The 22,563-nt window shown below is 63.0% G+C and carries 20 protein-coding genes; 11 read left to right on the top strand and 9 right to left on the bottom strand.

The annotated features are described in order from the left end of the window. Position 1 precedes the first annotated feature (1 nt). The 5 genes from ABE459_RS13710 (at position 2) to ABE459_RS13730 (ending at position 5,946) form a co-directional block, all read left to right on the top strand. Positions 2-1,204 (top strand): glycosyltransferase, encoded by a 1,203-nt coding sequence (locus tag ABE459_RS13710; RefSeq protein WP_323830936.1) that lies wholly within the window; start codon positions 2-4, stop codon positions 1,202-1,204. Beyond that, the gene (locus tag ABE459_RS13715; protein WP_258706485.1) at positions 1,201-2,388 is read left to right on the top strand and encodes a glycosyltransferase family 2 protein; all 1,188 of its coding nucleotides are present in this window, start codon (positions 1,201-1,203) and stop codon (positions 2,386-2,388) included. The genes ABE459_RS13710 and ABE459_RS13715 overlap by 4 nt, the downstream gene beginning before the upstream one ends. Continuing rightward, positions 2,388-3,161: a WecB/TagA/CpsF family glycosyltransferase gene (locus ABE459_RS13720; protein ID WP_323830937.1), complete on the top strand. Its 774-nt coding sequence runs from the start codon at positions 2,388-2,390 to the stop codon at positions 3,159-3,161. The genes ABE459_RS13715 and ABE459_RS13720 overlap by 1 nt, the downstream gene beginning before the upstream one ends. A 404-nt stretch (positions 3,162-3,565) precedes the next feature. Beyond that, positions 3,566-4,984: an undecaprenyl-phosphate glucose phosphotransferase gene (locus ABE459_RS13725; protein WP_323830938.1), complete on the top strand. Its 1,419-nt coding sequence runs from the start codon at positions 3,566-3,568 to the stop codon at positions 4,982-4,984. 179 nt (positions 4,985-5,163) lie between these two features. Beyond that, positions 5,164-5,946 (top strand): hypothetical protein, encoded by a 783-nt coding sequence (locus tag ABE459_RS13730; RefSeq protein ID WP_223277205.1) that lies wholly within the window; start codon positions 5,164-5,166, stop codon positions 5,944-5,946. A 31-nt stretch (positions 5,947-5,977) separates the two neighbouring features. On the opposite strand, the gene ABE459_RS13735 is transcribed toward ABE459_RS13730, so the two are convergent. The 3 genes from ABE459_RS13735 to ABE459_RS13745 all read right to left on the bottom strand — a co-directional run bounded on the left by ABE459_RS13735 (position 5,978) and on the right by ABE459_RS13745 (position 8,447). Beyond that, positions 5,978-6,733, bottom strand: a complete 756-nt coding sequence (locus tag ABE459_RS13735; protein WP_323830939.1) for a hypothetical protein — start codon at positions 6,731-6,733, stop codon at positions 5,978-5,980. A 370-nt stretch (positions 6,734-7,103) separates the two neighbouring features. Continuing rightward, positions 7,104-7,349 (bottom strand): hypothetical protein, encoded by a 246-nt coding sequence (locus ABE459_RS13740; RefSeq protein ID WP_125463952.1) that lies wholly within the window; start codon positions 7,347-7,349, stop codon positions 7,104-7,106. A gap of 150 nt (positions 7,350-7,499) precedes the next feature. Continuing rightward, a complete protein-coding gene (locus tag ABE459_RS13745) occupies positions 7,500-8,447 on the bottom strand; it encodes a LysR substrate-binding domain-containing protein (RefSeq protein WP_323830940.1) in 948 nt (315 codons plus the stop codon). Between the two features lie 146 nt (positions 8,448-8,593). Between ABE459_RS13745 and ABE459_RS13750 the strand changes: the two genes are divergently transcribed. Both ABE459_RS13750 and ABE459_RS13755 read left to right on the top strand, forming a co-directional pair. Continuing rightward, positions 8,594-9,970: an L-serine ammonia-lyase gene (locus ABE459_RS13750; RefSeq protein ID WP_258706487.1), complete on the top strand. Its 1,377-nt coding sequence runs from the start codon at positions 8,594-8,596 to the stop codon at positions 9,968-9,970. Positions 9,971-10,224: 254 nt separating this feature from the next. Further along, entirely contained in the window at positions 10,225-11,532 is a 1,308-nt protein-coding gene (locus ABE459_RS13755; RefSeq protein ID WP_125858503.1) for a serine/threonine transporter, read from the top strand. 76 nt (positions 11,533-11,608) lie between these two features. On the opposite strand, the gene ABE459_RS13760 is transcribed toward ABE459_RS13755, so the two are convergent. Further along, entirely contained in the window at positions 11,609-12,286 is a 678-nt protein-coding gene (locus ABE459_RS13760) for a DUF3313 domain-containing protein (RefSeq protein ID WP_125463956.1), read from the bottom strand. Between the two features lie 180 nt (positions 12,287-12,466). Between ABE459_RS13760 and ABE459_RS13765 the strand changes: the two genes are divergently transcribed. Together ABE459_RS13765 and ABE459_RS13770 are read left to right on the top strand one after the other, a co-directional pair. Beyond that, complete coding sequence (locus ABE459_RS13765; RefSeq protein ID WP_258706488.1) at positions 12,467-12,850, top strand: type II toxin-antitoxin system RelE/ParE family toxin; 384 nt, start codon at positions 12,467-12,469, stop codon at positions 12,848-12,850. Next, positions 12,831-13,136: a DNA-binding transcriptional regulator gene (locus ABE459_RS13770; protein ID WP_323830941.1), complete on the top strand. Its 306-nt coding sequence runs from the start codon at positions 12,831-12,833 to the stop codon at positions 13,134-13,136. Before ABE459_RS13765 ends, ABE459_RS13770 begins: the two co-directional genes overlap by 20 nt. Positions 13,137-13,146: 10 nt before the next feature. Here the strand turns inward: ABE459_RS13770 and ABE459_RS13775 are convergent, their stop codons facing one another. The 3 genes from ABE459_RS13775 to ABE459_RS13785 form a co-directional block, all read right to left on the bottom strand. Beyond that, on the bottom strand, positions 13,147-14,442 hold the full coding sequence (locus ABE459_RS13775; RefSeq protein ID WP_323830942.1) for an FAD-binding oxidoreductase: 1,296 nt from the start codon (positions 14,440-14,442) through the stop codon (positions 13,147-13,149). Positions 14,443-14,455: 13 nt separating this feature from the next. Continuing rightward, positions 14,456-15,544 (bottom strand): polyamine ABC transporter substrate-binding protein, encoded by a 1,089-nt coding sequence (locus ABE459_RS13780; protein WP_258646426.1) that lies wholly within the window; start codon positions 15,542-15,544, stop codon positions 14,456-14,458. A 153-nt stretch (positions 15,545-15,697) separates the two neighbouring features. Then, a complete protein-coding gene (locus tag ABE459_RS13785; protein WP_125463961.1) occupies positions 15,698-17,056 on the bottom strand; it encodes a glutamine synthetase family protein in 1,359 nt (452 codons plus the stop codon). Between the two features lie 163 nt (positions 17,057-17,219). Between ABE459_RS13785 and ABE459_RS13790 the strand changes: the two genes are divergently transcribed. After that, positions 17,220-18,119: a helix-turn-helix domain-containing protein gene (locus ABE459_RS13790; RefSeq protein ID WP_323830943.1), complete on the top strand. Its 900-nt coding sequence runs from the start codon at positions 17,220-17,222 to the stop codon at positions 18,117-18,119. Between the two features lie 477 nt (positions 18,120-18,596). Here the strand turns inward: ABE459_RS13790 and ABE459_RS13795 are convergent, their stop codons facing one another. Next, on the bottom strand, positions 18,597-19,766 hold the full coding sequence (locus ABE459_RS13795; protein ID WP_323830944.1) for a hypothetical protein: 1,170 nt from the start codon (positions 19,764-19,766) through the stop codon (positions 18,597-18,599). A 306-nt stretch (positions 19,767-20,072) separates the two neighbouring features. Then, positions 20,073-21,458: an aldehyde dehydrogenase family protein gene (locus ABE459_RS13800; protein ID WP_323830945.1), complete on the bottom strand. Its 1,386-nt coding sequence runs from the start codon at positions 21,456-21,458 to the stop codon at positions 20,073-20,075. Positions 21,459-21,564: 106 nt separating this feature from the next. Between ABE459_RS13800 and ABE459_RS13805 the strand changes: the two genes are divergently transcribed. Then, positions 21,565-22,443 carry a LysR family transcriptional regulator gene (locus ABE459_RS13805; protein ID WP_125463967.1) on the top strand — a complete coding sequence of 293 codons (879 nt, stop codon included), beginning with the start codon at positions 21,565-21,567 and terminating at the stop codon, positions 22,441-22,443. Positions 22,444-22,563 lie beyond the last annotated feature (120 nt).

The following is a 22,563-nucleotide window of genomic DNA, read 5'->3' on the forward strand; positions in this document are numbered from 1 at the left end:
TATGCGCATTGCTTATTTCATCAATCAGTACCCTAAGGTCAGCCACAGTTTCATTCGCCGTGAAATCCTCGCGTTGGAGCGCCAGGGCTTCGAGATTCAGCGCATTGCCTTGCGTGGCTGGGATGCCGAACTGCAGGACGACGAGGATGTGCGCGAGCAGGGCAAGACACAGTACGTACTGCAAGGCGGCGTTAAAGCGCTGCTCAAGCCCGCGCTGCAGGTGTTGCGCCACCAGCCCGGGCGCTTTTTCGCAAGCCTGTGGCTGGCCCTGCGCCTGGGCCGGCGGGCTGACCGGGCCTGGCCCTACCACTTGATCTACCTGGCCGAGGCATGCCGTGTACTGCAGTGGCTGCAGGCGTCAGGCGCGGTGCATGTGCATGCGCATTTCGGCACCAACTCGACCGAAGTGGTGATGCTGGCCCGCGCCTTGGGTGGGCCGGCCTACAGCTTTACCGTGCATGGCCCTGAAGAGTTCGACAAACCGCAGTTCCTGCATATGGGCGAGAAGGTGCGCCGCGCCGCGTTCGTCGCGGCGGTCAGCTCCTACGGGCGCAGCCAGCTGTTCCGCTGGGTGGCGCACGAGCACTGGGGCAAGGTCAAGGTGGTGCACTGTGGCCTGGAGCGCAGCTTCCATGATGTGCCCGCCGTGGCTGTACCCAGCGCGCCGCGGCTGGTGTGTGTTGGCCGGTTGTGCGAGCAGAAAGGCCAGTTGCTGCTGCTTGAGGCCGCACGGCTGCTGGCGGCGCAGGGGGTGGAATTCGAGCTGGTGCTGGCTGGAGATGGCGAAATGCGCGAGCAGCTGGAAGCCCTGATCGCCCGGCACGGCCTGCAGGCGCAGGTGCGTATTACCGGTTGGATCAGCAGCGCACAGGTACGCGACGAAATCCTCGCCGCCCGCGCGCTGGTCTTGCCAAGCTTCGCCGAGGGCTTGCCGGTGGTGATCATGGAAGCCATGGCCTTGCGCCGCCCGGTGCTGACCACCTATGTGGCGGGTATCCCCGAGCTGGTAACCCCAGGCGAGAACGGCTGGCTGTTCCCGGCGGGGGCCGTGGAGGAACTGGCCACGGCCATGGCCGATTGCCTGGCGCAACCTGCGCAAGTGCTGCAGCGGATGGGGGAGGCGGCGTATCAGCGCGTGCTGCAACGCCATGACATCGATACCGAAGCGGCCCGGCTGGCCAGCTACTTCAAGGCATCCGCATGATCATCCTACTGAGCTGGCTGTTGGGCGCCGCGGCGCTGCTGATCCTGTTACCGGTACTGGTACTTTTCGTTCAGGTGGTGCTGGGCTGCCTGCCCGCCCGGCCGTTGCCCATGGCCACCGGCAAGCGGGCACGGGTAGCGGTGCTGGTGCCGGCGCACGACGAGGCGTCGGTCATTGCTGCCACCCTCGCCAGCATCACTCCGCAACTGGCCACAGGTGACCGCCTGTTGGTGGTGGCGGACAACTGCAGCGATGACACCGCCACGCTTGCCCGGCAGGCGGGCGCGCAAGTGGTCGAGCGCCAGGATGATCGATTGCGCGGCAAGGGCTACGCACTGGATTTCGGTGTGCGCCACCTGGCGGACGACCCACCGCAGGTGCTGATCGTCATCGACGCCGACTGCCTGGCGGACGCGGGCGCTATCGAGCGGTTGACGCGTTGCTGCAGCGAGACTGCGCGGCCCGTGCAAGCCCTCTACCTGATGCATGCGCCAGCAGGTGCCGGGTTGAAAGTACAGATCGCCGAGTTTGCCTGGCGGGTGAAGAACCTGGTGCGCCCGCGCGGTTGGGCGTGGTTGGGCCTGCCTTGCCAAATGATGGGCTCGGGCATGGCGTTGCCGTGGCGCGACCTTGCACTGATCGACCTGGCCCACGGCCACCTCGTCGAAGACCTGAAGATGGGGCTGGACCTGTGTCGCAACGGCAAACCACCGATGTTCTGTCCGCAGGCGCAGGTCTACAGCCAGTTTCCGAGCAGTGACGAAGGCCTGGCAATACAGCGTACTCGCTGGGAACACGGCCACCTCGGCGTACTGCTTGCTGACGCCCCTCGGCTGATGCTGAGCGCGTTGACTCGACGCAACGGGCGCCTGTTGGCCATGGCCATCGACCTGATGGTGCCGCCGCTGGCCCTGCTGGTGCTGACATTGATGGCATTGCTGGGCCTCACGTGGTTGGCGTATGCGCTGTTCGGCATGTTGTTGCCGGCATTGCTGGCCACGCTGGCCATGGTTCTGCTGGGTAGCGCGGTGCTGCTGGCCTGGCTGCGCTTCTGCCGTGAGCAGATGCCCTTTTCGGTGTTGCTGTATGCCCCTTGTTACGCGGCGAAGAAGATCCCGTTGTACCTGGGGTTTCTGGTGCGACGCCAGGTGGAATGGGTACGTTCGAAACGGGATGACAGCTGATGACGGATCGTACATGGCAACGGCGCTGGGCCACTGTCGTCGACAAACTGCAGGTGGTGGCTGACGCAGCTGATGAGCAACGGCTGCTCGACACCTTGTTGGCCCCGCAAGCACCCACCGTGCTGGGATTCGTCAATGCCCACGCCATGAACCTGATGGCGGGCAACGGTGAATTCTACAAGGCGTTGGTGGCCGCCGACGTGTTGCTGCGAGATGGCTCGGGCATGGGGCTGCTGTACCGCCGGCTGGGCCTTGCGCCAGGGTTGAACATGAACGGCACCGATTTCATCCCCCGTGTGCTGGCGGCCTGCAAAGGCCGACGGGTTGCCCTGTGGGGCACCCGGGAGCCTGCCCTGGCCCAGGCGGCGCAGCACTGCGAAGCCCGCTTCGGGGTGCGGCCGGTGTCGGTGCACGATGGCTTCGCCGACGTGGAGACCTATCTGCGCCTTGCCCGCGAACTGCAACCCGAGGTAATCGTGCTGGGCATGGGCATGCCCAGGCAGGAGCTGGTTGCAGCCCGGCTGGTGGCCGTTGCCGGGCCATGCCTGGTCGTGTGCGGCGGGGCGATCCTGGACTTTCTGGGGGGAGGGGTGGAGCGGGCCCCAGCCTGGGTGCGACGGCTGGGCATGGAGTGGCTGTACCGCTTATTGAAGGAACCCAGGCGCTTGTTTGGCCGTTATGTACTGGGTAACCCCTTGTTTGTCTTGCGCACCCTGGCCTGCAGCAAGGCGCGTGGCACAGCCGGTTCCGGTGTGCCGGGCAGTGAGCCCTGACCCGCCTGACTGCTGGCGCGCGCCGCAGCGATGGCGCAGTACTGCTACAGTGATATCAATCGTCGCCAGACAGCAAAAACAATAAACAGGCGAAATGCAGCATCAGCCCCTGAATGAACGCCATCCTGGTGGCCGGACGCTCAGGCGAGCTCTTGAATAAGGGGGTCTTGCCGCATGCAGGGATCGATAATGCGCGCTCGCGTTCAGGCCATCCGTGGCACCTCAATCACAGCAGTGAAATACAACCCCTGCAGGCTTGCCGGGGTGCGAGCGCTATCGCCAGTGGCCATGCCGATGCCCTGGCTGCCCGGGCAATTGCAACCCTTGATTTCATATCGTGTTCAGCCTGATGGAAGGGTGTTCGCCATGCTCACATTGATCGCTCACATTGATGAGGCCTGACAATGGTTTTGGAACCCAGAAGCAGTCGTCCCGTACTCCAGCGCAGAAGCAACGTCAGCAACGCGGTGCAGGCGGGCCTTGACGGTATTGCGGTGACCGGTGTCGCCTGGTACCTGATCTACGAACAGTTTGGCTACATCACTTCCGACTACGTGATCATGCTGCTGTTGCTGATCGGCGCGTTGGCGGTCATCTACGACCACTACGCCATCTACCGCACCAACGTCGGCTTGACGGTCAAGGCATTCAGGCTGTTCAAGGCCTGGTCGGCGACGTTCTGCTTCCTGGTGGTAATGGCGTTCCTGACCAAACAGAGCGAATCGTATTCGCGGCTGCTGGTCGGGGAGTTGTTCGTCATCGGCTATTTCGTCCAGCTGTTCCTGCACATTGCCGTGCGCGAAGTGCAGAAGCGCTTCATGGCCCATGCGTACCGCATGGAAAACGCGCTGATCATCGGCAACGGTGAACTGGCCGATTTCCTTTATCGCAAGATCAGCAACAACCCCTGGTTCGGCGAGCGGGTGGTGGGTTGTGTGTTGTTCGACGAAGCCGACGCAGTGCCGCGGGCCGAGGGGCAGCAGGGGCCGCCCGTGCTTGGGCATATATCCGCGCTCGACGAGATCGTCGCGCAGCACGCCATACGTACGGTGTACCTGGTAACGCCGCTCGGCGGTTCCGAAGTGATCAACGATATCTACTTGAAGCTGCTGGAAAAATGCATCGCCGTGAACTGGGTGCCGGATATCTTTTCGCTGCGCCTGATCAACCACAGCGTTCGCGAAATCGCCGGGATTCCGGTATTGACCTTGTCCGAAACACCCTTGACCGGCATGAGCCTGTTCCTCAAGAACGTCGAGGACCGGGTGCTGGCGGCGTTGATCCTGCTGTTCATCTCGCCCGTGCTGCTGGTTGTCGCCCTGGTCATCAAGCTCGACAGCCCTGGGCCGGTGTTCTTCCGCCAGGAGCGCATGGGCTGGACCGGCGAATCGTTCCGTATCTGGAAGTTCAGGAGCATGCATGTGCACCAGCCTGAAGCCGGTGTGCTCCAGCAGGCCCAGAAGAACGACCCGCGGTTGACCCGGGTGGGCGCCTTCATCCGCCGTACCAGCCTGGATGAGCTGCCCCAGCTGTTCAACGTGCTGACCGGGGAGATGTCGCTGGTGGGCCCGCGCCCCCATGCGCTGCAGCACGACACGCAGTACTCCCAGGACATCGTCGACTATTTTGCCCGCCACAACATCAAGCCCGGCATGACTGGCCTGGCCCAGGTACGTGGCTTCAGGGGCGAAACCAAGGACATCGCGCAGATGGTCCAGCGCATCAATTCCGATATCGAGTACATCAACAACTGGTCGCTGTGGCTCGACTTCGTGATTCTGGTGCGCACGCTCAATGCCTTCACCGGCAAACACGCCTACTGAGAAGTGTCGAGCTGACCGGCGGGCCGACGGCCGGTCACACATCCCGGCACGCAGCACTACACTTGCCCGGTGATGGCGACCTGCCTGCATCGGCCTGGTCGCCCCTTCAAGGATGAAAGACCCAGTCACTGTCGGTCCGCAGCGCGGACCGGCGGTGTCCTGCAAGGAGACGCAGGTCGATGGTCATCAAGCGAACGAGCAAGGTTCGCGTGCCAGCAATGGCCCGTGAGCCGTCGAAAAGTGGCAATGAACTCCAGGGAGCGGTCGAAGGGTTGCTGGCCAGCCCGCTGTTCGTCAAGTCGCGGCGCCTGGGCAGCCTGCTCAGTTACCTCGCCCAGCGCAGCCAGCAGGGCGGCGAGGGCATCCCCAGCGAATACGATATCGGCATCGCGGTGTTTCGCCGGGATCCTGCGGTGTACTGCACGGGCGACGACCCGGTGGTACGGGTGCAGATCGGTCGCCTGCGGCGCAAGCTTGCGGACTATTACGCCACGCATGGGGCTCATGAGCCGTTGCGCCTGAGCGTACCTGCCGGAGGTTATCGGCTGTGCTGCGAACGGTGGGGCGCGCCGTTGGCCGATGGTCGGCCGGCGGTACTGTGCGTGCGGCCGTTCAGTTGCCTGACCAGCCTGGGTGGGGCGTTCGCGCGGGGGTTGGGCGAGGAGTTGTGCGACTTGCTGTTCCATGGTTTCGAACGTGCCTCGGTGCGCGTGCGCTTACCACGGGGGGCACCGACGCCAGGCGAACTCACCCATGAGCATGCTTACCTGCTTGAGGGCAGTGTGCGGGCCGAAGCCAACCGTGTGCGGGTGGCGGTGCGTCTGCTGGACGTGGGGGCGGGCAGCCTGCTCTGGTCGGCCCGTTTCGACCGAGGCGGACCATTGCTGATCGCCACCGAGCAGGAGCTGGCCGAGGCCATCTGCCACTGCGTGATCGGTCAGTTCGTCCGGCACGCAGGGTGATACCGCCGGGGCGAACCCCGGCGGTCAAGGCTCAGGAAGGGATGATCCACTTCTGATCGGAGTACATGTAGGTGGCGCTGTTGGCGAAGGTCAGGTCGATCTCCTGGGCATTGGAGCGTGAGCTGCTGAACATGGTGCTGGTCTGCACGTCCTGTTGGAACCACACCAGGATGCTTTCCTTCGGCGTGAGGCTGGTGCTGCCCTGTACGACCGCACTGGTGGCCACGTAGATCGGCGTGCTCACCTGCTTGCCGTCGATGCCGGTGGACAGCTGGTTGACGCCCGGATGGATCGAACCGTACTTATTGATCAAGGTGACCGCCGTTTCCGGTCCACCGGTGGAAGGCGCCCCGAGTACGCCTGCATCGTCGAGGATCGATTGTTGCCCGAGGCCGATGGTGACGATATTGGTGGCCGTGGTCACCGTGACATTGTCCTGGAAGGTGTTGGTGCCAAACAGCTGGTACTGGGGCGTCCAGCTGAAAGTGTTGTTCATCAGGTACTTGTCGTAGGACTGCCAGACCACGTTGTACGCAGCGTCTCCGACCTTCTTGGCGAAGCACAGCTTGTACTTCCCGTCCTTGAGAGTACGTAGGTCATCGGCGGCAATCTGGATGTTCACCGATTTGGTAACGGCATCGGTGATGGTGCGGAACAGATTGGCGTAGTGGCTCTGCTCCAGGGGCTGGGTTCGGCCAAGCAGGGCCTTGACCGCTTGTTGCACCTGTTCCTGGCGCTGCTGGGCGACGGCGAGCTGTTGTTTGCTTGCGGCATTCGAATTGCTCATGGTGTCCCTCTGTCCTTGTTGAGTGATGATTGCCGAATTCCGGCCTGTGCCGGCGTGTCGACCAGGCCACTCTAGGCGGGGCAGGAAGGCCGGCGAAGTATCACGGTGTTACAAGGCAGCGGCTGTCATGCCGCCCACTCAAATGAACAAGGGCCGCAATGCGGCCCTTGTTGCTAGGTTATGTACGAAAAGTATGGTCATCCTACGTTGTGGGAGCGGGCTTGCCCCGCGATCTGCCGCAACGCGGCAGCCTACGGCATCTCTGACACCATTTGATATCGGGTAAAGGAGCGCTTCGCACTCCATCGCGGGTCAAGCCCGCTCCCACAAACTTTTCGCACAGAGCCTAGAGCAGATGCGCAAGCAAGGCTCAGGCAGTGCTCTTCACGTTGGCGTCGGCCCAGGTGAAGTTCCAACTGGTGCGCTTGCCCTTGGCCACTTCGATGAGCTTGTTTTCGTAGGTCGTATGGCTGATCTCGCCGGTGAACGTCAATGTGCGTGCGCTGTTGTTGCCTGTGACTTCGCCTGGTTGGCCGTTGCTCAGGATCATCGCTTTCTTGAGGTCTTCCGCGGATGGCGCGCTGGCCTGGTTTTTCTCTACAGTTACGAAATGCATGGTTACACCTCCTGTGTGGTTTGAACCTCGGCACGGCGCGGCGCGCCGGCCGAGGGGCACACTGTAGGCGCGTGGTGGGCAGGGGCTTAAGTTACAAGGCAGGCGCCGAAGTAACAGGGCGTAACTCCGTGGTGGATACCCCGGTTAGCCTTACGCCCCAGACAGTGACAACGGGTGCAACGCCCTGAACCCTTGCGCCTCTTCCACCAGCCAGTCATGCACTGCCCGGGCGCCAGGCTGGGTCAGCCCGCCGGGCGGGTAGTGCAGCACGTAGCGCTTGTGGTTGGCGATCGGTACGCCGAACGGCACGATCAGCGCACCGCGCTCAAGTTCACCGTTGAGCAGGGTGCGCCGGGCGATGGCCACGCCGACACCGGCTATCGCCGCCTCGATGGTCAGGTGGTTGCGGTTGAAGGTGTGACCACGACGCACGTCCAGCCCGCCGGCGCCGATACCGTCCAGGTAGAACTCCCATTCGGCATATTCCGAGCTGCCGCGCCAGGCGGTGATGTCGTGCAGCAGCGGATAGTGCACAAGGTCCGTCGGCCCGTGCAGCGGCGGGCGGCCGCGCAGCAGTGCAGGGGAGCAGACCGGGAAGATCTGTTCATCCAGCAACGGGGTCGACAGCATGCCCGGGTAGCTGCCGTCGTTGAGGTCGATGGCCAAGTCGAAGTCATCCGGGTGCAGGGCTTGATTGCTGTCCTCGGCCACCAGGCGCAGCTCGATGTCGGGGTAGCGCTGTTGGAAGCGCGGCAGGCGCGGCGTGAGCCATTTGGCCAGGAACGACGGGATCGAGCGCAGGCGCAAGGTGCCACGGATCTCGCCGGCATCCAGGCGCAGCAGCTCGGCCTCGATGCTGCCATAGGCCTCGGCCACGGTCTGCGCAAGGCGCTGCCCCTCGGCCGACAGCTCGACGCCGCGGGCGCGCCGCAGGAACAGGCGATAGCCCAGGCGCTCTTCCAGTTGGCGCATCTGCTGGCTGACGGCGCCGGGGGTGATGTGCAGCTCTTCGGCGCAGCGGGTGAATGACAGGTGCCGCGCCGCGCAGGCAAACACATGCAGCCAGACGTACACCTGGCCGTTGAGTGGACCCTTCATTGTTTAGTCCTGCTAAAGGCTTGTGTAGGAAGTTTCGTTGGTCATGTCGACCTGGGCGCGTCAGTATCGCCCAACTTTGTAATACCGTTCAATTTTTCCAGAGATCCGTGGTGTGCGTTGTACGGCTGCCACGGTCAGGCATTAGCATGGCTATCAGTGTTTTCGACCTTTTCAAGATTGGCATCGGCCCATCGAGCTCCCACACCGTCGGCCCCATGCGCGCCGCGGCAACCTTCGCCCTGGCCCTGCGCGAGCGCGGCCTGCTGGCCCAGGTGAGCCGGGTCGAGGTCCGTCTGTATGGCTCGTTGTCGGCCACTGGGGTTGGCCATGCCACCGACCGTGCCTGTCTGTTGGGCCTGATGGGCCAATGGCCGGACCGCATCGACCCGCACAGCATCGAGCCACGCATCGACCAGTTGATGCAGGAGCAGTGCCTGATGCTCGATGCCAGCCATCCGATCGAGTTCCAGTACAGCCGTGACATGCGCCTGCTCGACGAGAGCCTGGCCTATCACCCCAACGCCATGACCTTGGAAAGCTTCGGCGCCCAGGGCAGCCTGTTCAGCCAGACCTACTATTCGGTGGGTGGCGGCTTCATCGTCGAGCAAAGCGAAATCGACGCACCCCAGGTTGGCGGCGCCGAGGTCGAGCTGCCTTACGAGTTTTCCAGCGCAGAAGAGCTGCTGGTGCTGTGCAAGCAGCATGGGCTGAGTGTCAGCCAGCTGATGCTGGCCAACGAGCGCGCCTGGCGCTCGGAAAGCGAGATACGTGAAGGCCTGCTGAACATCTGGGCCGCCATGCGCGAGTGCGTGGTCAACGGCCTGCGCAATGAAGGCATCCTGCCTGGCGGGCTCAAGGTCAAGCGCCGCGCCGCACGCCTGCACCGCAGCCTGCAGGAGCTGGGCAAGCCCAACGTGATCGGTTCGACCCTCAGCGCCATGGAGTGGGTCAACCTGTTCGCCCTGGCGGTCAACGAAGAGAACGCCGCCGGCGGACGCATGGTCACCGCGCCCACCAACGGCGCGGCCGGGATCATTCCAGCGGTGCTGCACTACTACATGAAATTCAACCCCGGCGCCTGCGACGACGACGTGGTGACCTTCCTGCTGGCGGCGGCAGCGGTGGGCATCCTGTGCAAGAAGAACGCCTCGATTTCCGGCGCCGAAGTGGGCTGCCAGGGCGAGGTCGGTTCGGCCTGTTCGATGGCTGCCGCCGGCCTGGCCGAAGTGTTGGGCGCCACGCCGCCGCAGCTGGAAAATGCCGCCGAGATTGCCCTGGAACATAACCTCGGGCTGACCTGCGACCCGGTCGGTGGGCTGGTCCAGGTACCGTGCATCGAGCGCAACGCCATTGCGGCGGTCAAGGCGATCAATGCCGTGCAGATGGCCTTGCGTGGCGATGGTGAGCATTTCATTTCCCTCGACCAGGTGATCCGCACCATGCGCGATACCGGTGCCGACATGCACGCCAACTACAAGGAAACCTCACGCGGCGGCCTGGCCGTGGCGTTCGTCGAGTGCTGACAGCACGCCAGGCATGCACTTGACCCTGTAGGAGCGGCCTTGTGTCGCGAAAGGGCCGCGCAGCGGCCCCAGTTTTCAGCTACGCAACAAAAATCGCCGGGGCCGCTTTGCGGCCCTTTCGCGACACAAGGCCGCTCCTACAGGGGGCGCGCCAGGTCTTTGAAATGTGAGCAAGACAGTTGCTCCCACAAGAGCGACACCCACCCTGCAACACCCGCTGTACCTGCGACAAAAACAACTACAAGGCGATACCCATGACTGATGTACAAAGCACCACGACCCTTCGTGCGGATTCGGCTGCCCCGGCTACGGCCTCGGGCTCGACCACCTGGAACCGCCACGACACCACCTGGGCCCTGGGCCTGTATGGCACCGCTATTGGTGCCGGCACCCTGTTCCTGCCGATCAACGCTGGCGTCGGCGGCTTCTGGCCGCTGCTGATCCTGGCGCTGCTGGCGTTCCCCATGACCTTCTTCGCCCACCGCGCGCTGACCCGCTTCGTGCTGTCCGGGCGCAAGGGCGGCAGCGAAGACATCACCGAGGTGGTGGAAGAGCACTTCGGTGTTGGCGCCGGCAAGCTGATCACCCTCCTGTATTTCTTCGCCATCTTTCCGATCCTGCTGGTTTACAGCGTGGCGCTGACCAACACCCTCACCAGCTTCTTCGAACACCAGCTGCACCTGAACGCGCCGCCCCGTGCACTGCTGGCGCTGCTGCTGATTTGCGGCCTGATGATCATCGTGCGCTGCGGCCAGCAACTCATCGTCAAGGCCATGAGCTTGCTGGTCTACCCCTTCGTCGCTTCGCTGCTGTTGCTGGCGCTGAGCCTGATCCCCAACTGGAACGGTGCGTTCTTCGCCCAGGCCAATGAGGGCCTCAGCGCCTCGAACCTGATGCTCACCCTGTGGTTGGCGATCCCTGTGATGGTGTTCTCGTTCAACCACTCACCGATCATCTCGGCCTTTGCCGTCGACCAGAAACATCGCTACGGCGTTGACGCCGACCGCAAGAGCGGCCGCACCCTGGCCACTGCCCACGTGATGATGGTGCTGACGGTGATGTTCTTCTGCTTCAGCTGCGTGCTGGCCCTGAGCCCTGAGAACCTGGCTGAGGCCAAGGCGCAGAACATCTCGATCCTGTCGTACCTGGCCAACCACTTCCAGACCCCGGTGATCGCCTTCGTTGCGCCGCTGATCGCGCTGGTGGCGATCACCAAATCGTTCCTGGGCCACTACATCGGCGCCAGCGAAGGCTTCCAGGGCATGATCGTCAAGAGCCTGCGCGGGCGTGGCAAAACCTGGCCGGCCAAACGCCTGGAACGTGCCACGGCGCTGTTCATGGTGGTGACCTGCTGGGCGGTGGCCACACTCAACCCGAGCATCCTTGGCCTGATCGAAGGCCTGGGTGGCCCGGTGATCGCCTGCCTGCTGTTCCTGATGCCGATGTACGCGGTGCACAAGGTGCCGGCGCTGCGTCAGTACTCGGGCAAGCTGTCGAATGTGTTCGTCGTGTTGATCGGCTTGATTACGTTGTCGGCGATCGTCTACAGCTTCGTCGCCTGATTTTCCCTCACCAGATGCAACAAGGCCGCTGTCCCTGCCGGGCAGCGGCCTTGTTGCATCTGGTGACGGCAGCGGGCTACTTGGTCTTGTGCTGCAGCGCCACGAAACTACGACGCATGTCGCTGGCCCAGCCGTCGAGCACCGGCTTGACGTCGGCCAGGGTGAGTTTCTGGGTGTCGTTTTCCAGCTCCTTGCCACTGCCTTTGCGCACCACCTGGGCCAGCACTTTCTGGCTGGCGCCATCGAGGAAGGCCGCCTCTACCGCGATGTCCACATCCTGGTCACGCCCACCGGCGGCGGTGTTGACCGCTGCTGCCACCAGGGCGATGGGGATGACTTCGTAGGGCTTGAGGCCTTCGTTGCTGGTGGCCACGGCGGTGATCGCCGGACGCACCACGATGGTGTTAGGCCCAGGCTCCTTGACCAGCGTCAGCACACTGCCCAGCTCGCGGCGCATGGCTTCGTTGAAGTAGCGGGTGATCTCCTGCAGGGTCTGCGCCGAGATCACGTTGGTCGGTTGTGGTTTGGGGTAGAACTGGCTCGGCTCGATGAACACCTTGGTGTACTGGCTGGCTTTCAGGTTCGGGTCGACCCAGCGCATCACCGGCGCGCCAGAGACACTTTCAGCCGGCTTCAGGCGGCTGTAGTCCTTGAGAAAGCCAGAGTAATCCTTGGGGTCGACGCGGTTGCTGGAGCAGGCAACCAGGGCAAGCAGGGCTGCGCACAACAGGGTGCTGCGAGACAGTTGCATCATGATGGCGGTGTCCATGAGTGAATTGGCCAGAACAACGCTAGCAGGTGCTTGGCGGAAGGCCAGCATCCCGCTCGATTCTCATAGCCGTTTCGCACGTCCACCCCCGAAGCAGCCGACTTTTCATTGAATACGGAAGCTGGAAAAGTATGCCCTTTACGGGTATGGTTTGGAGCGTTGGATATGGATGTCTATAAAAGAAGGGCGTTCGCTCGCTGGCAACTCAGCGAGAACCTCCCGGATTGTGTGCTGTGCAAGGCTGTCGAGGAAATGCAGTGCGGCCTGGTGGATGCCAGCCTCGGCGGGCTGTTGTTCAAAAAGCGCGTCGCCGGACAGGGTGCCGGAAAGCGAGGCAGCTACCGCACGTTGCTGTCAGCCCGCATCGGCAGCCGCTATGTGTTTTTGCATGGCTTCAAAAAGAACGACCAGGTGAATGTAACGCCTGACGAGCAGAAAGCGTTGCAGTTCTCCGGCAAGGTATTCCTGGATTTATCACCGCAGGCGTTGGCCAAGGCCTTGGGCTGCGGTGTACTGATGGAGGTCCACTGTGACCAGCAAACTCATTGAATCATTGCGTGATGACCTGTGTGCCCTGGAGCGGGCGGGCGCGGTCGGCAAAGTCACGCTGCGGGATTTCGAAGCAATTTGCCCGGCGCCCGTGCGGACATTCACCGCTCAAGACATCAAGCAATTGCGTGAAGCCCTCAATTTCAGCCAGCCGGTGTTCGCCCTGCACCTGCATACCAGCGCCTCCACGGTGCGCAAGTGGGAGCAGGGCGAAACACGTCCAGCGGGGCCTGCGTTGAAACTGCTCAATGTCATCGCTGACAAAGGCCTGCAAGCCATCCTTTGAGCAAAAGCCGTCAGCCCAACGCCTCACGCAACCGGTACCACAGCATCCCCAGCGCCAGCAGCGGCGAGCGCAATGCCTTGCCGCCGGGGAAGGTCAGGTGGGGCACCGAACTGAATACGTCGAACCCGTAACTGGCCTGGGTGGCGATGGCCTCGGCCAGCAGTTTCGCGGTCCAGTGCGTAGTGTTCAGGCCGTGCCCGGAATAGCCCTGGGCATAGAACACATTGGGGTGCTGGCTGAGCCTGCCGACCTGCGGGAAGCGGTTGGCGGTGATGCCGATCATGCCGCCCCATTGGTAGTCCAGGCGCACATCGGCCAACTGTGGGAACACCTTGAGCACCTTGGGCCGCATGTAGGCGCCGATGTCCTTCGGGTCGCGCCCGGAGTAGTGGCAGGCGCCGCCGAACAGCAGCCGGTTGTCGGCAGTGAGGCGGTAATAGTCCAGGCCGACTTTCTGGTCGCACAGCGCCATGTTCTGCGGGATCAGCGCCCGGGCAAGGTGTTCGGGCAGCGGTTCGCTGGCTACTACATAGCTGCCGGCAGGCAACACTTTGCCGCTCAGGCGCGGTTCCAGTTCGTCGAGGTGAGCGTTGCAGCCCAGCACCAGGCTCTGGGCGCGGACCTTGCCGCGCGCGGTGTGCAGGGTCACGGTGCTGCCATGTTCGATGCGCAGCACCGGGCTCTGCTCGAAGATCTTCACGCCCAGGCCATGGGCGGCGCGGGCTTCGCCCTGGACCAGGTCGAGCGGGTGCAGGTGGCCCGAGCCCATGTCCACCAGGCCACCGGCGTACTGGTCGCTGGCGACGATCTCATGCATACGGTCGGCGCCAACCAGCCGGGTCTGGTGGCGGTAGCCGAGGTCGGCAAGTTCGCGCTGCTCGTCTTCGAAGGCGGCAAACTGCGCCGGGGTGTTGGCCAGCTCGCAGAAGCCCCAGCGCAGGTCGCAGTCGATGCCGTACTGCTCGATGCGCCGGGCCACCAGCGCCACCGAGTCGATGCCGGCCTGCTTGAGGTAACGCACGCCGTCCTGGCCGACGTTCCGGGCAAAGCCCGAAACGTCATGGCCGATGCCGCGGATCAGCTGGCCGCCGTTGCGCCCGCTGGCGCCCCAGCCGATGCGCCGGGCCTCCAGCAGGATTACCGTGAGCCCGCGTTCGGCCAGCTCCAGGGCGGCGTTGACCCCGGTCAGGCCGCCGCCGACCACGCACACGTCGGCTTGCAGGTCCTGGTCGAGCACAGGGTAGGGGGCTGCCTTGCGCGCCGTGGCGGCGTAGTAGGAAGCGGTGTGTTCAGTCATGTGAGGCATGGGCGTGCTCGACTCAGCGGTTGGACTTGATCTTGCTCCAGGAGCGGGTCATCTGCCGCAGGATCGGCGGGCTGGGCATGGTGGAGACATACAGTTTGTCCAGCACCTCCTGGGGCGGGTAGATCTCGGGGTTGTTCACCAGTGCCGGGTCCATGTCAGCCTTGGCATCCGGGTTGGCGTTGGCATAGCCGACCGTGGCGCTGACCTTGGCGATCACCTTGGGGTCGAGCAGGTAGTTGATGAACGCCAGGGCTTGCTCGGGGTTCTTGGCATCCTTGGGGATGGCCAGCAGGTCGAACCACAGGTTGCTGCCTTCCTTGGGGATGCTGTAGGCGACCTTGACGCCGTTGCCGGCCTCTTCGGCACGGTGGGCGGCCTGGAACACATCGCCGGAGTAACCGAAGGCCACGCAGACGTCACCGTTGGCCAGGTCGGATACGTACTTGGAGGAGTGGAAGTAGGTGATATAGGGGCGCAGCTCCAGCAGCCGTGCCTCGGCCTTTTTATAGTCGTCGGCCTTCTCGCTGCGCGGGTTCATGCCCATGTAGTTGAGGATGGCCGGGAACAGTTCGTCGGGGGAATCCATGAACGCCACGCCGCACTGCTTGAGCTTCTTCAAGTTCTCTGGCTCGAACAGCACGGCCCAGGAGTCGATCCTGTCGATGCCCAGCACCGCCTTCACTTTATCGACGTTGTAGCCAATGCCGTTGGTGCCCCACAGGTAAGGCACGGCGTACTGGTTGCCCGGGTCGTTCTGCTCAAGCTGCTTGAGCAGTTTCGGGTCCAGGTGCTGCCAGTTTGTCAGCTTGCTGCGGTCCAGCGGCAGGAACGCGCCGGCCTGGGCCTGGCGGGCGAGGAAATGGTTGGACGGCACTACCACGTCGTAGCCGGTGCGCCCGGCCAGCAGCTTGCCTTCCAGGGTTTCATTGGAGTCGAACACGTCATAGACCACCTTGATCCCGCTGCTGGCCTGAAAGTCCGCCAGGGTGGTATCACCGATGTAATCGGTCCAGTTGTACACGCTCACCGTCGGCTGGGCCTGGACGGCAGCGCCGAACAGCAGGGCAAAGGTTGCGGGGATCAGGGCTTGCGGATGACGCATGTCGACACCTCGTTGGTCTTGTTCTTCGAATTCGGTGGTGTAGGGGCTGCTGCGCAGCCCATCGCCGGCAAGCCGGCTCCCACAATGGAAACGCAATCACTGTGGGAGCTGGCTTGCCAGCGAAAAGGGGCGCGCAGCGCCCCCCGGGGCGGATTACACGCTCAGCAACAGGAACTCACGCTCCCACGAACTGATCACCCGCTTGAAGTTCTCGTGCTCGGCGCGCTTGACCGCCACGTAGCCCTGGACGAACTGCTGGCCCAGGTACTGCTGCACCACTTCACAATCTTCCATGTGCTGCAACGCGTCCTCGATGGTGATCGGCAGGCGCAGGTTGCGCCTTTCGTAAGCGCGGCCCTGCACCGGCGCACTCGGCTCGAGCTTCTCGACCATGCCGATATAGCCGCACAGCAGGCTCGCGGCGATGGCCAGGTACGGGTTGGCATCGGCACCCGGCAGGCGGTTTTCCACGCGCATCGCCTCAGGGCTGGAGGTTGGCACGCGCAGGCCGGCGGTACGGTTTTCTTCACCCCACTCGACATTCACCGGCGCCGAAGTGTCGGGCAGGAAGCGGCGGAACGAGTTGACGTTGGGCGCGAACATCGGTAGCAGCTTGGGGATGTATTTCTGCAGGCCGCCGATATGGTGCAGGAACAGTTCGCTCATGCTGCCGTCTTCGTTGGCGAAGATCGGCTTGCCGGTGGCGATGTCGACCACGCTCTGGTGCAGGTGCATGGCACTGCCCGGCTCGTCGGTGATCGGCTTGGCCATGAAGGTGGCGGTGACGTTGTGCTTGAGCGCCGCCTCGCGCATGGTGCGTTTGAACACGGTGATCTGGTCGGCCAGGTCCAGTGCGTCGCCATGGCGGAAGTTGATCTCCATCTGCGCCGGGCCGTCTTCGTGGATCAGCGTGTCCAGGTCCAGGCCTTGCAGTTCGCACCAGTCGTAGACGTCCTCGAACAGCGGGTCGAATTCGTTGGCGGCGTCGATGGAGAACGACTGCCGGCCACTTTCGGCGCGGCCCGAGCGGCCCAGCGGCACTTGCAGTGGCAGGTCCGGGTCTTCACAGCGCTGCGTGAGGTAGAACTCCATCTCTGGCGCAACGATTGGCTGCCAGCCCTTGTCGGCGTAAAGCTTGAGCACCTTTTTCAGCACGTTGCGCGGCGACAGCTCGATGGGGTTGCCCTGCTTGTCGAAGGTGTCGTGAATCACGATCGCGGTGGGTTCGATGGCCCACGGGATCTGGTACACCGCGGTGGGGTCGGGGCGGCAGACCATGTCGATGTCGGCGGCGTCGAGCAGGCTGTAGTAGATGTCATCGTCGACGTAGTCGCCGGTCACGGTCTGCAGCAGCACGCTCTCGGGCAGGCGCATGCCGCGCTCGTGGAGGAACTTGGCGGTGGGGGCGATCTTGCCGCGGGCGATGCCGGTCAGGTCGCTGATCACGCATTCGACTTCGGTGATCCGGTGTTCTTTCAGCCAGGTGGACAGCTGATCGAAGGGGGCGTTCATACAAACCTCTTGGTTGGGTAGTTGTGGTGGGAAGCATGGCGCTCATCACGTAGGGCACTTCCCACAGGTGACGCTGAGGACTATCTTGGGCGCAGCCCCCTGGGCTGATCTATCCACTTTCTTCGTCAGTCAATGCACCAAAAGAGTGCAACTAGGACAGCGCGTGACAACGCCAATCGCCTTGCAGGTTCAGGATTTCCGCACCACCGATGTGACCGAACAAACCCGCGTCACCCCCGGCTGGCAGCAGCAGTACCGGCAGATGTCCCCCGGGCATTTCAACGGCCAGCTGCGTTGGCTGGGGCTCGAGGGCGTGGAGGTTTACGAGGAGCGCCTGAACACACGTGTCGAACAGTTCTTCCGTGCCCCCAGCGGCGCCCTGGCGTTCTGTTTCGACCGCAGCGAGAACAGCCTGTACCTGCTCAACGAAGACAGCCGCAACATCTGGATCACCCCGGAGAACTACCAGGAGGTGGCGGTGGTGTTCGAGCAACCGTTCCTGGCCAGCCACGGGTTGGATGTGGAGCGCTTGCGCGGGCTGTTCATGGTGCCGCTGAGCTGTCAGCAGAATGCCTTGTTCGGCAACTGGCTGAGCGCCACCCTGACCCGCCTGGGCCAGGCCGATTGCCCGCTGGAGGGCAGGGCGCTGGCGGAGCAGTTGCTGGAGGACTGCCTGTTCATTCTCGACAACGCCGGGCAGCGTTTACAAGGCGATGCCCTGGGCCGGCGCGACGAGGAACGGGCGATCATGCGCAGGGTCAGTGAATGGGCGGCCGATTGCCCCGACGAGACCCTCAACCTGGTGCAGTTGGCCAAGGTTGCCGGGGTTTCCGTGCGTCAGTTGCAGCAGGCGTTCAAGGGCTTTACCAACCTGCCGCCGGCGCATTGGTTGCGCCTGCGCAGGCTCAACGGGGCTCGGCGGGATCTTCTGGCCGGGGATGCGACCGTGGCCGAGGTGGCCATGCGCTGGTCGTTCTGGCACCTGGGGCGGTTTTCCGAGAGTTATCGGCAGCTGTTTCGCGAGTTGCCGAGCGAGACACTCAGGCGCGCGCGCGGTGCCTAGCCCCTGGAACTGTGGGAGCGGCTTTAGCCGCGAACACCGGCGAAGCCGGTGCCATGCACGGTGTCGTCTGCTTCGCGGCTAAAGCCGCTCCCACAGGGGGCGTGCATTGCCCAGGATTGCACAGTACCTGTGGGAGCGGGTTTACCCGCGAAGATGACACCTCGGTGTATGCCCGCGTTCGCGGGTGAATCGCAGCGGCGAACCGCCGCTCCCACTTATTGACCTGGATGGCCGCGAGACAAGATACAGATCAGCGCGTGATTGCAGCCCAGATGGCGACAAGGGCCGCATTGCGGCCCTTGTCGATGACTCAGTTGCGATCCCGTCACACCGTCTGTGCATGGGTGCACTCACGCACGCCAAAGTGCGACAGCTCGCGCCTGAAGTCGCGCTTCTTTACGCTACTGCGGGCGAGTGCCATTTCGTTGTTGCAGGCCTGCTTTGCACGGGAGCTTCGAGAAACATCTCATGTGGAGTTTAAGCTACGAGTATTGCATATATATGAAACCCACCTATTCCGCACGTGAAGTGAGTGATTGGATTGCTGTCAGTTGCATAGAAAGTGAATTTGTGGAGTGTGGTCACAATACGCCCAAGTACTTGTGTGTCGCTGTAGAATGTAAGTTCAGTGCCGCTGGCGTAATGGTGGCCGCAAAAAAGACCGTCTAACAATTCAACGGCGCGGGCCGGCTTGTTTGGGCGGCAGGTAAATGTGGTGACGCTGGAGTTGTTATGTATACATTTATGGTTGGGAATAGTATGCCCGCAAAATATTGCGCCTGAGTCTACCGTTATGGACATGTGCTCAAAGTTGATAGTTTGTCCGCTGTCCCAACGACCACCGTGCGGAAGCGAGTTGAACTCCTCCAGCACTGGTATCTGACCGCTCGCCATGATCGACACAATGCGAGGGGGCAGGTTTGTCGCACCTGCAGAATTCTCAGATCCATCAAATGTTACGCTAGCCATGATTTTTACCTCGCTATTGTCCTGAAGTTTTTCAAGCTCGACTCTCGACAGCGCAGTGGTAACGCCATTTATAACGTCCGCAGCCGTAACCAATTGCCCGGTGCTGATGGGTATTTGATAAGGCGTGCCATCTGCGAGCACTGCTTGGCCGATAATCCAATAGCGCTGGCCCTCGGCAATCAGTGGCCAGGCAGCAATATGGACATGGGCATCGCCAACGAAGTTGCCCAGGTTCAATTCACCGGTCTGCTGGTCAGCCTCAGGCACGCTCGGCACGGGCAGTTGCCCCGGTAAAAAATCACCTACGGTCAGCCGGAGTGCAGGGGACAGTGCCTCTTGCCCATCACGCACGACGCCGTAGCGCACCTCGATTTGCTTGCGCAGGCTGAGGGCTATCACGTGGGGCGGTACCCTGATATCGACATGGCCGGTGCCCGGGTAAGGCTGGCCCTGACTTCGCCAGACCTCGCCCTGGCCAACGATGGACCAGGCCACCCATAGAAGGTCGCTGGCGAGCCTGTCATAGGCGATGCGCACCGTGGCGCCGTTGCGTGCGTCGTAAGGGCTCAGCGCGTTGTTAAGTGCCTCAAGTACGCCAGGCACTGGTAACGTCATTGCTGCCTTCTTGACGGTAAACCGCAACGCCTGGGAAGAAAGCGCTTTTATGGCATTGCTCATCCAGGGTACTCCGCTGAAGTGGGGGTACAGGGATGATTCGCCAGGGAGGAGAAAATGGAAACTGGTAAAACTGACAGTTGAAACTTCGATGAATCAGGGGGCTTGGCTAGGCGGGAGGAATAAACGTAACGAGGTATTGTTCTAATTGTGCGTATGTGGGGGCGATGATCGGGACGCCCAGGGAGTCCTGTGCAGAAGGCCCTCGCATGTATGCTTGGGCCTTTATACCAATATGTGCTAATCAGGGCAGGCTAATACTACAGGCCTGAGTAAGCCACTTCATATAACTGCGATCGCTGATACGAGTTATGTACGATCCAGCCACACAGTCTGGGCATTGGTGAACTCACGCACACCAAAGTGCGACAGCTCGCGGCCGAAACCACTCTTCTTCACGCCGCCGAAGGCCACACGGGGGTCGGAAGCGCAGTAGCCGTTGATGAACACGCCACCGGTGTCCAGTGCGCTGGTCATGCGCTCGGCCAGGGCGTAGTCGGCGGTGTAGATGGTCGCGGTCAGGCCAAAGTCGCTGTCATTGGCCAGTTCCACCGCATGCTCGGCGTCACGGGCAGTGATGATTGCCGCTACCGGGCCGAACAGCTCCTGCTTGAACGCGGTCATGTCCGGGGTGACGTTGGCGAACACGGTCGGGGCGTAGAAGTTGGCCGCGCCTTCGACCTTGTGGCCGCCCAGCAGCAGGGTGGCGCCTTCGGCCAGCGTGGCCTGCACTTGGCCGTCGAGCTCGTCGCGCAGGTCATAGCGGGCCATTGGGCCGATATAGGTGTCGTCCTGGAGCGGGTTGCCTACCTTGAGCGCACGGGTGGCCTCGACGAACTTGGCGGTGAATGCCTCGACGATGCTTTCTTCGACGATCAGGCGCTTGGCCGCGGCGCAGACCTGGCCGGTGTTCTGGTAGCGACCGATCACGGCAGCCTTCACGGCGGCGTCCAGGTCGGCGTCGGCCAGCACGATGAACGGGTCCGAGCCGCCCAGCTCCAGCACGCACTTCTTCAGCGCGGCACCGGCCTGTGCACCGATGGCCATGCCGGCGCGCACGCTGCCGGTGAGGGTGATGGCGGCGATGCGCGGGTCGTTGATGGCGCGGGTCACGCCCTCAGGGGTGACGTTGAGCACTTCGAACACGCCTTCAGGCAGGGCGGCACGCTTGAACAGGTCGGCCAGCAGGTAGGCGCTGCCCATCACGTTGGGGGCGTGCTTGAGCACGTAGGTGTTGCCGGCCAGCAGGGCGGGCACGGCGCCACGCAGCACCTGCCAGATCGGGAAGTTCCACGGCATCACGGCGAGGATCGGGCCCAGCGGGCGGTATTCGATACGGGCTTTCTCGATCTGCGTAGGCTCGGCGGCGAGCATGGCCGGGCCGTGTTCGGCGTACCACTGGCACAGGCCGACGCACTTGGCGACTTCGCCACGGGCCTGGCTAATCGGCTTGCCGATCTCGCGGGCGATCATCTGGGCGAAGGCTTCGGCGTTGGCCTGCAGGGCGTTGGCCAGGGCGATCAGGTATTCGCTGCGCTGACCCAGCGACACCTTGCGCCACTGGTTGTAGCCAACCTTGGCGCGTTGCAGCGCCGCTTCCAGTGCGGCGTCGGTGTCGAAGGCATAGTGGCCGATCTGCTCGCCGGTGTAGGGGTCGACGGAGATGGCGTGGGTCAGGCTGCTGATCTCGCTCATGGCAGGACTCTCATTGTTTTGAAGGGGTGAGCCCAGACTAGTGGTGGCGCGCTTTAATGAAAACTGAATAATAATGAGCGAAACATTCACGTTTGGAGAATGACCTGTGGACCTGGTGCAACTGGAGATCTTCAAGGCGGTGGCCGAGCACGGCAGCATCAGCGCTGCCGCCCAGCACATCCACCGGGTGCCGTCGAACCTGACCACCCGTATCAAGCAGCTCGAAGAAGACCTCGGCGTCGAACTGTTCATCCGCGAGAAGAGCCGTCTGCGCCTGTCGCCGGCCGGCTGGAATTTCCTCGAATACACCCGGCGCATCCTCGACCTGGTACACGAAGCGCGGCTGACCGTGGCGGGGGAGGACCCGCAAGGCACCTTCGCCCTGGGCTCGCTGGAGAGTACCGCGGCGGTGCGCATCCCGGCGTTGCTGGCGGCCTACAACCAGCGCTATCCCAAGGTGGACCTCGACCTGTCCACCGGCCCGTCGGGGACCATGCTCGAAGGCGTGCTGTCCGGGCGCCTGGTGGCCGCCTTCGTCGATGGCCCGGTGCTGCACCCCACGCTGGAAGGCATGCCGGTGTTCGAGGAGGAGATGATGGTCATCGCACCGCTGCACCATGCGCCGGTCACCCGCGCTCGCGATGTCAACGGTGCCAGCATCTACGCGTTCCGCGCCAACTGCTCGTACCGCCACCATTTCGAGAGCTGGTTCGTTCACGACCAGGCCGTGCCGGGCAAAATCCACGAAATGGAGTCCTACCACGGCATGCTCGCCTGCGTCAGCGCAGGCGCGGGCCTGGCGATGATGCCGCGCAGCATGCTCGACAACATGCCCGGTTGCAGCACGGTCAGCGCCTGGCCGATGGCCGAGGACTTCCGTTACCTCAAGACCTGGCTGGTGTGGCGCCGGGGCACGGTGTCGCGCAGCCTGAGCATGTTCATCAAATTGCTCGAGGAGCGTCGGGCCGAGTCGCTGGCGGGTTGAGTGCATGCCGCGCGCGATGCCTGTGCTGGCCTCATCGCCGCGGTTCGTCGCCACGACAAGCCGGCTCCCACATGTACTGCACGATACCTGTAGGAGCGGCCTTGTGTCGCGAACGGGCTG

Source organism: Pseudomonas sp. TWI923 (assembly GCF_039673365.1).
Taxonomy (GTDB): Bacteria; Pseudomonadota; Gammaproteobacteria; order Pseudomonadales; family Pseudomonadaceae; genus Aquipseudomonas; species Aquipseudomonas sichuanensis.

Bases quoted from the DNA above. Each gene is read 5' to 3' on its own strand.
- ABE459_RS13710 (WP_323830936.1), top strand. From the start codon at position 2: ATGCGCATTGCTTATTTCATCAATCAGTACCCTAAGGTCAGCCACAGT.
- ABE459_RS13715 (WP_258706485.1), top strand. From the start codon at position 1,201: ATGATCATCCTACTGAGCTGGCTGTTGGGCGCCGCGGCGCTGCTGATC.
- ABE459_RS13720 (WP_323830937.1), top strand. From the start codon at position 2,388: ATGACGGATCGTACATGGCAACGGCGCTGGGCCACTGTCGTCGACAAA.
- ABE459_RS13725 (WP_323830938.1), top strand. From the start codon at position 3,566: ATGGTTTTGGAACCCAGAAGCAGTCGTCCCGTACTCCAGCGCAGAAGC.
- ABE459_RS13730 (WP_223277205.1), top strand. From the start codon at position 5,164: ATGGTCATCAAGCGAACGAGCAAGGTTCGCGTGCCAGCAATGGCCCGT.
- ABE459_RS13735 (WP_323830939.1), bottom strand. From the start codon at position 6,733: ATGAGCAATTCGAATGCCGCAAGCAAACAACAGCTCGCCGTCGCCCAG.
- ABE459_RS13740 (WP_125463952.1), bottom strand. From the start codon at position 7,349: ATGCATTTCGTAACTGTAGAGAAAAACCAGGCCAGCGCGCCATCCGCG.
- ABE459_RS13745 (WP_323830940.1), bottom strand. From the start codon at position 8,447: ATGAAGGGTCCACTCAACGGCCAGGTGTACGTCTGGCTGCATGTGTTT.
- ABE459_RS13750 (WP_258706487.1), top strand. From the start codon at position 8,594: ATGGCTATCAGTGTTTTCGACCTTTTCAAGATTGGCATCGGCCCATCG.
- ABE459_RS13755 (WP_125858503.1), top strand. From the start codon at position 10,225: ATGACTGATGTACAAAGCACCACGACCCTTCGTGCGGATTCGGCTGCC.
- ABE459_RS13760 (WP_125463956.1), bottom strand. From the start codon at position 12,286: ATGATGCAACTGTCTCGCAGCACCCTGTTGTGCGCAGCCCTGCTTGCC.
- ABE459_RS13765 (WP_258706488.1), top strand. From the start codon at position 12,467: ATGGATGTCTATAAAAGAAGGGCGTTCGCTCGCTGGCAACTCAGCGAG.
- ABE459_RS13775 (WP_323830942.1), bottom strand. From the start codon at position 14,442: ATGCCTCACATGACTGAACACACCGCTTCCTACTACGCCGCCACGGCG.
- ABE459_RS13780 (WP_258646426.1), bottom strand. From the start codon at position 15,544: ATGCGTCATCCGCAAGCCCTGATCCCCGCAACCTTTGCCCTGCTGTTC.
- ABE459_RS13785 (WP_125463961.1), bottom strand. From the start codon at position 17,056: ATGAACGCCCCCTTCGATCAGCTGTCCACCTGGCTGAAAGAACACCGG.
- ABE459_RS13795 (WP_323830944.1), bottom strand. From the start codon at position 19,766: ATGAGCAATGCCATAAAAGCGCTTTCTTCCCAGGCGTTGCGGTTTACC.
- ABE459_RS13800 (WP_323830945.1), bottom strand. From the start codon at position 21,458: ATGAGCGAGATCAGCAGCCTGACCCACGCCATCTCCGTCGACCCCTAC.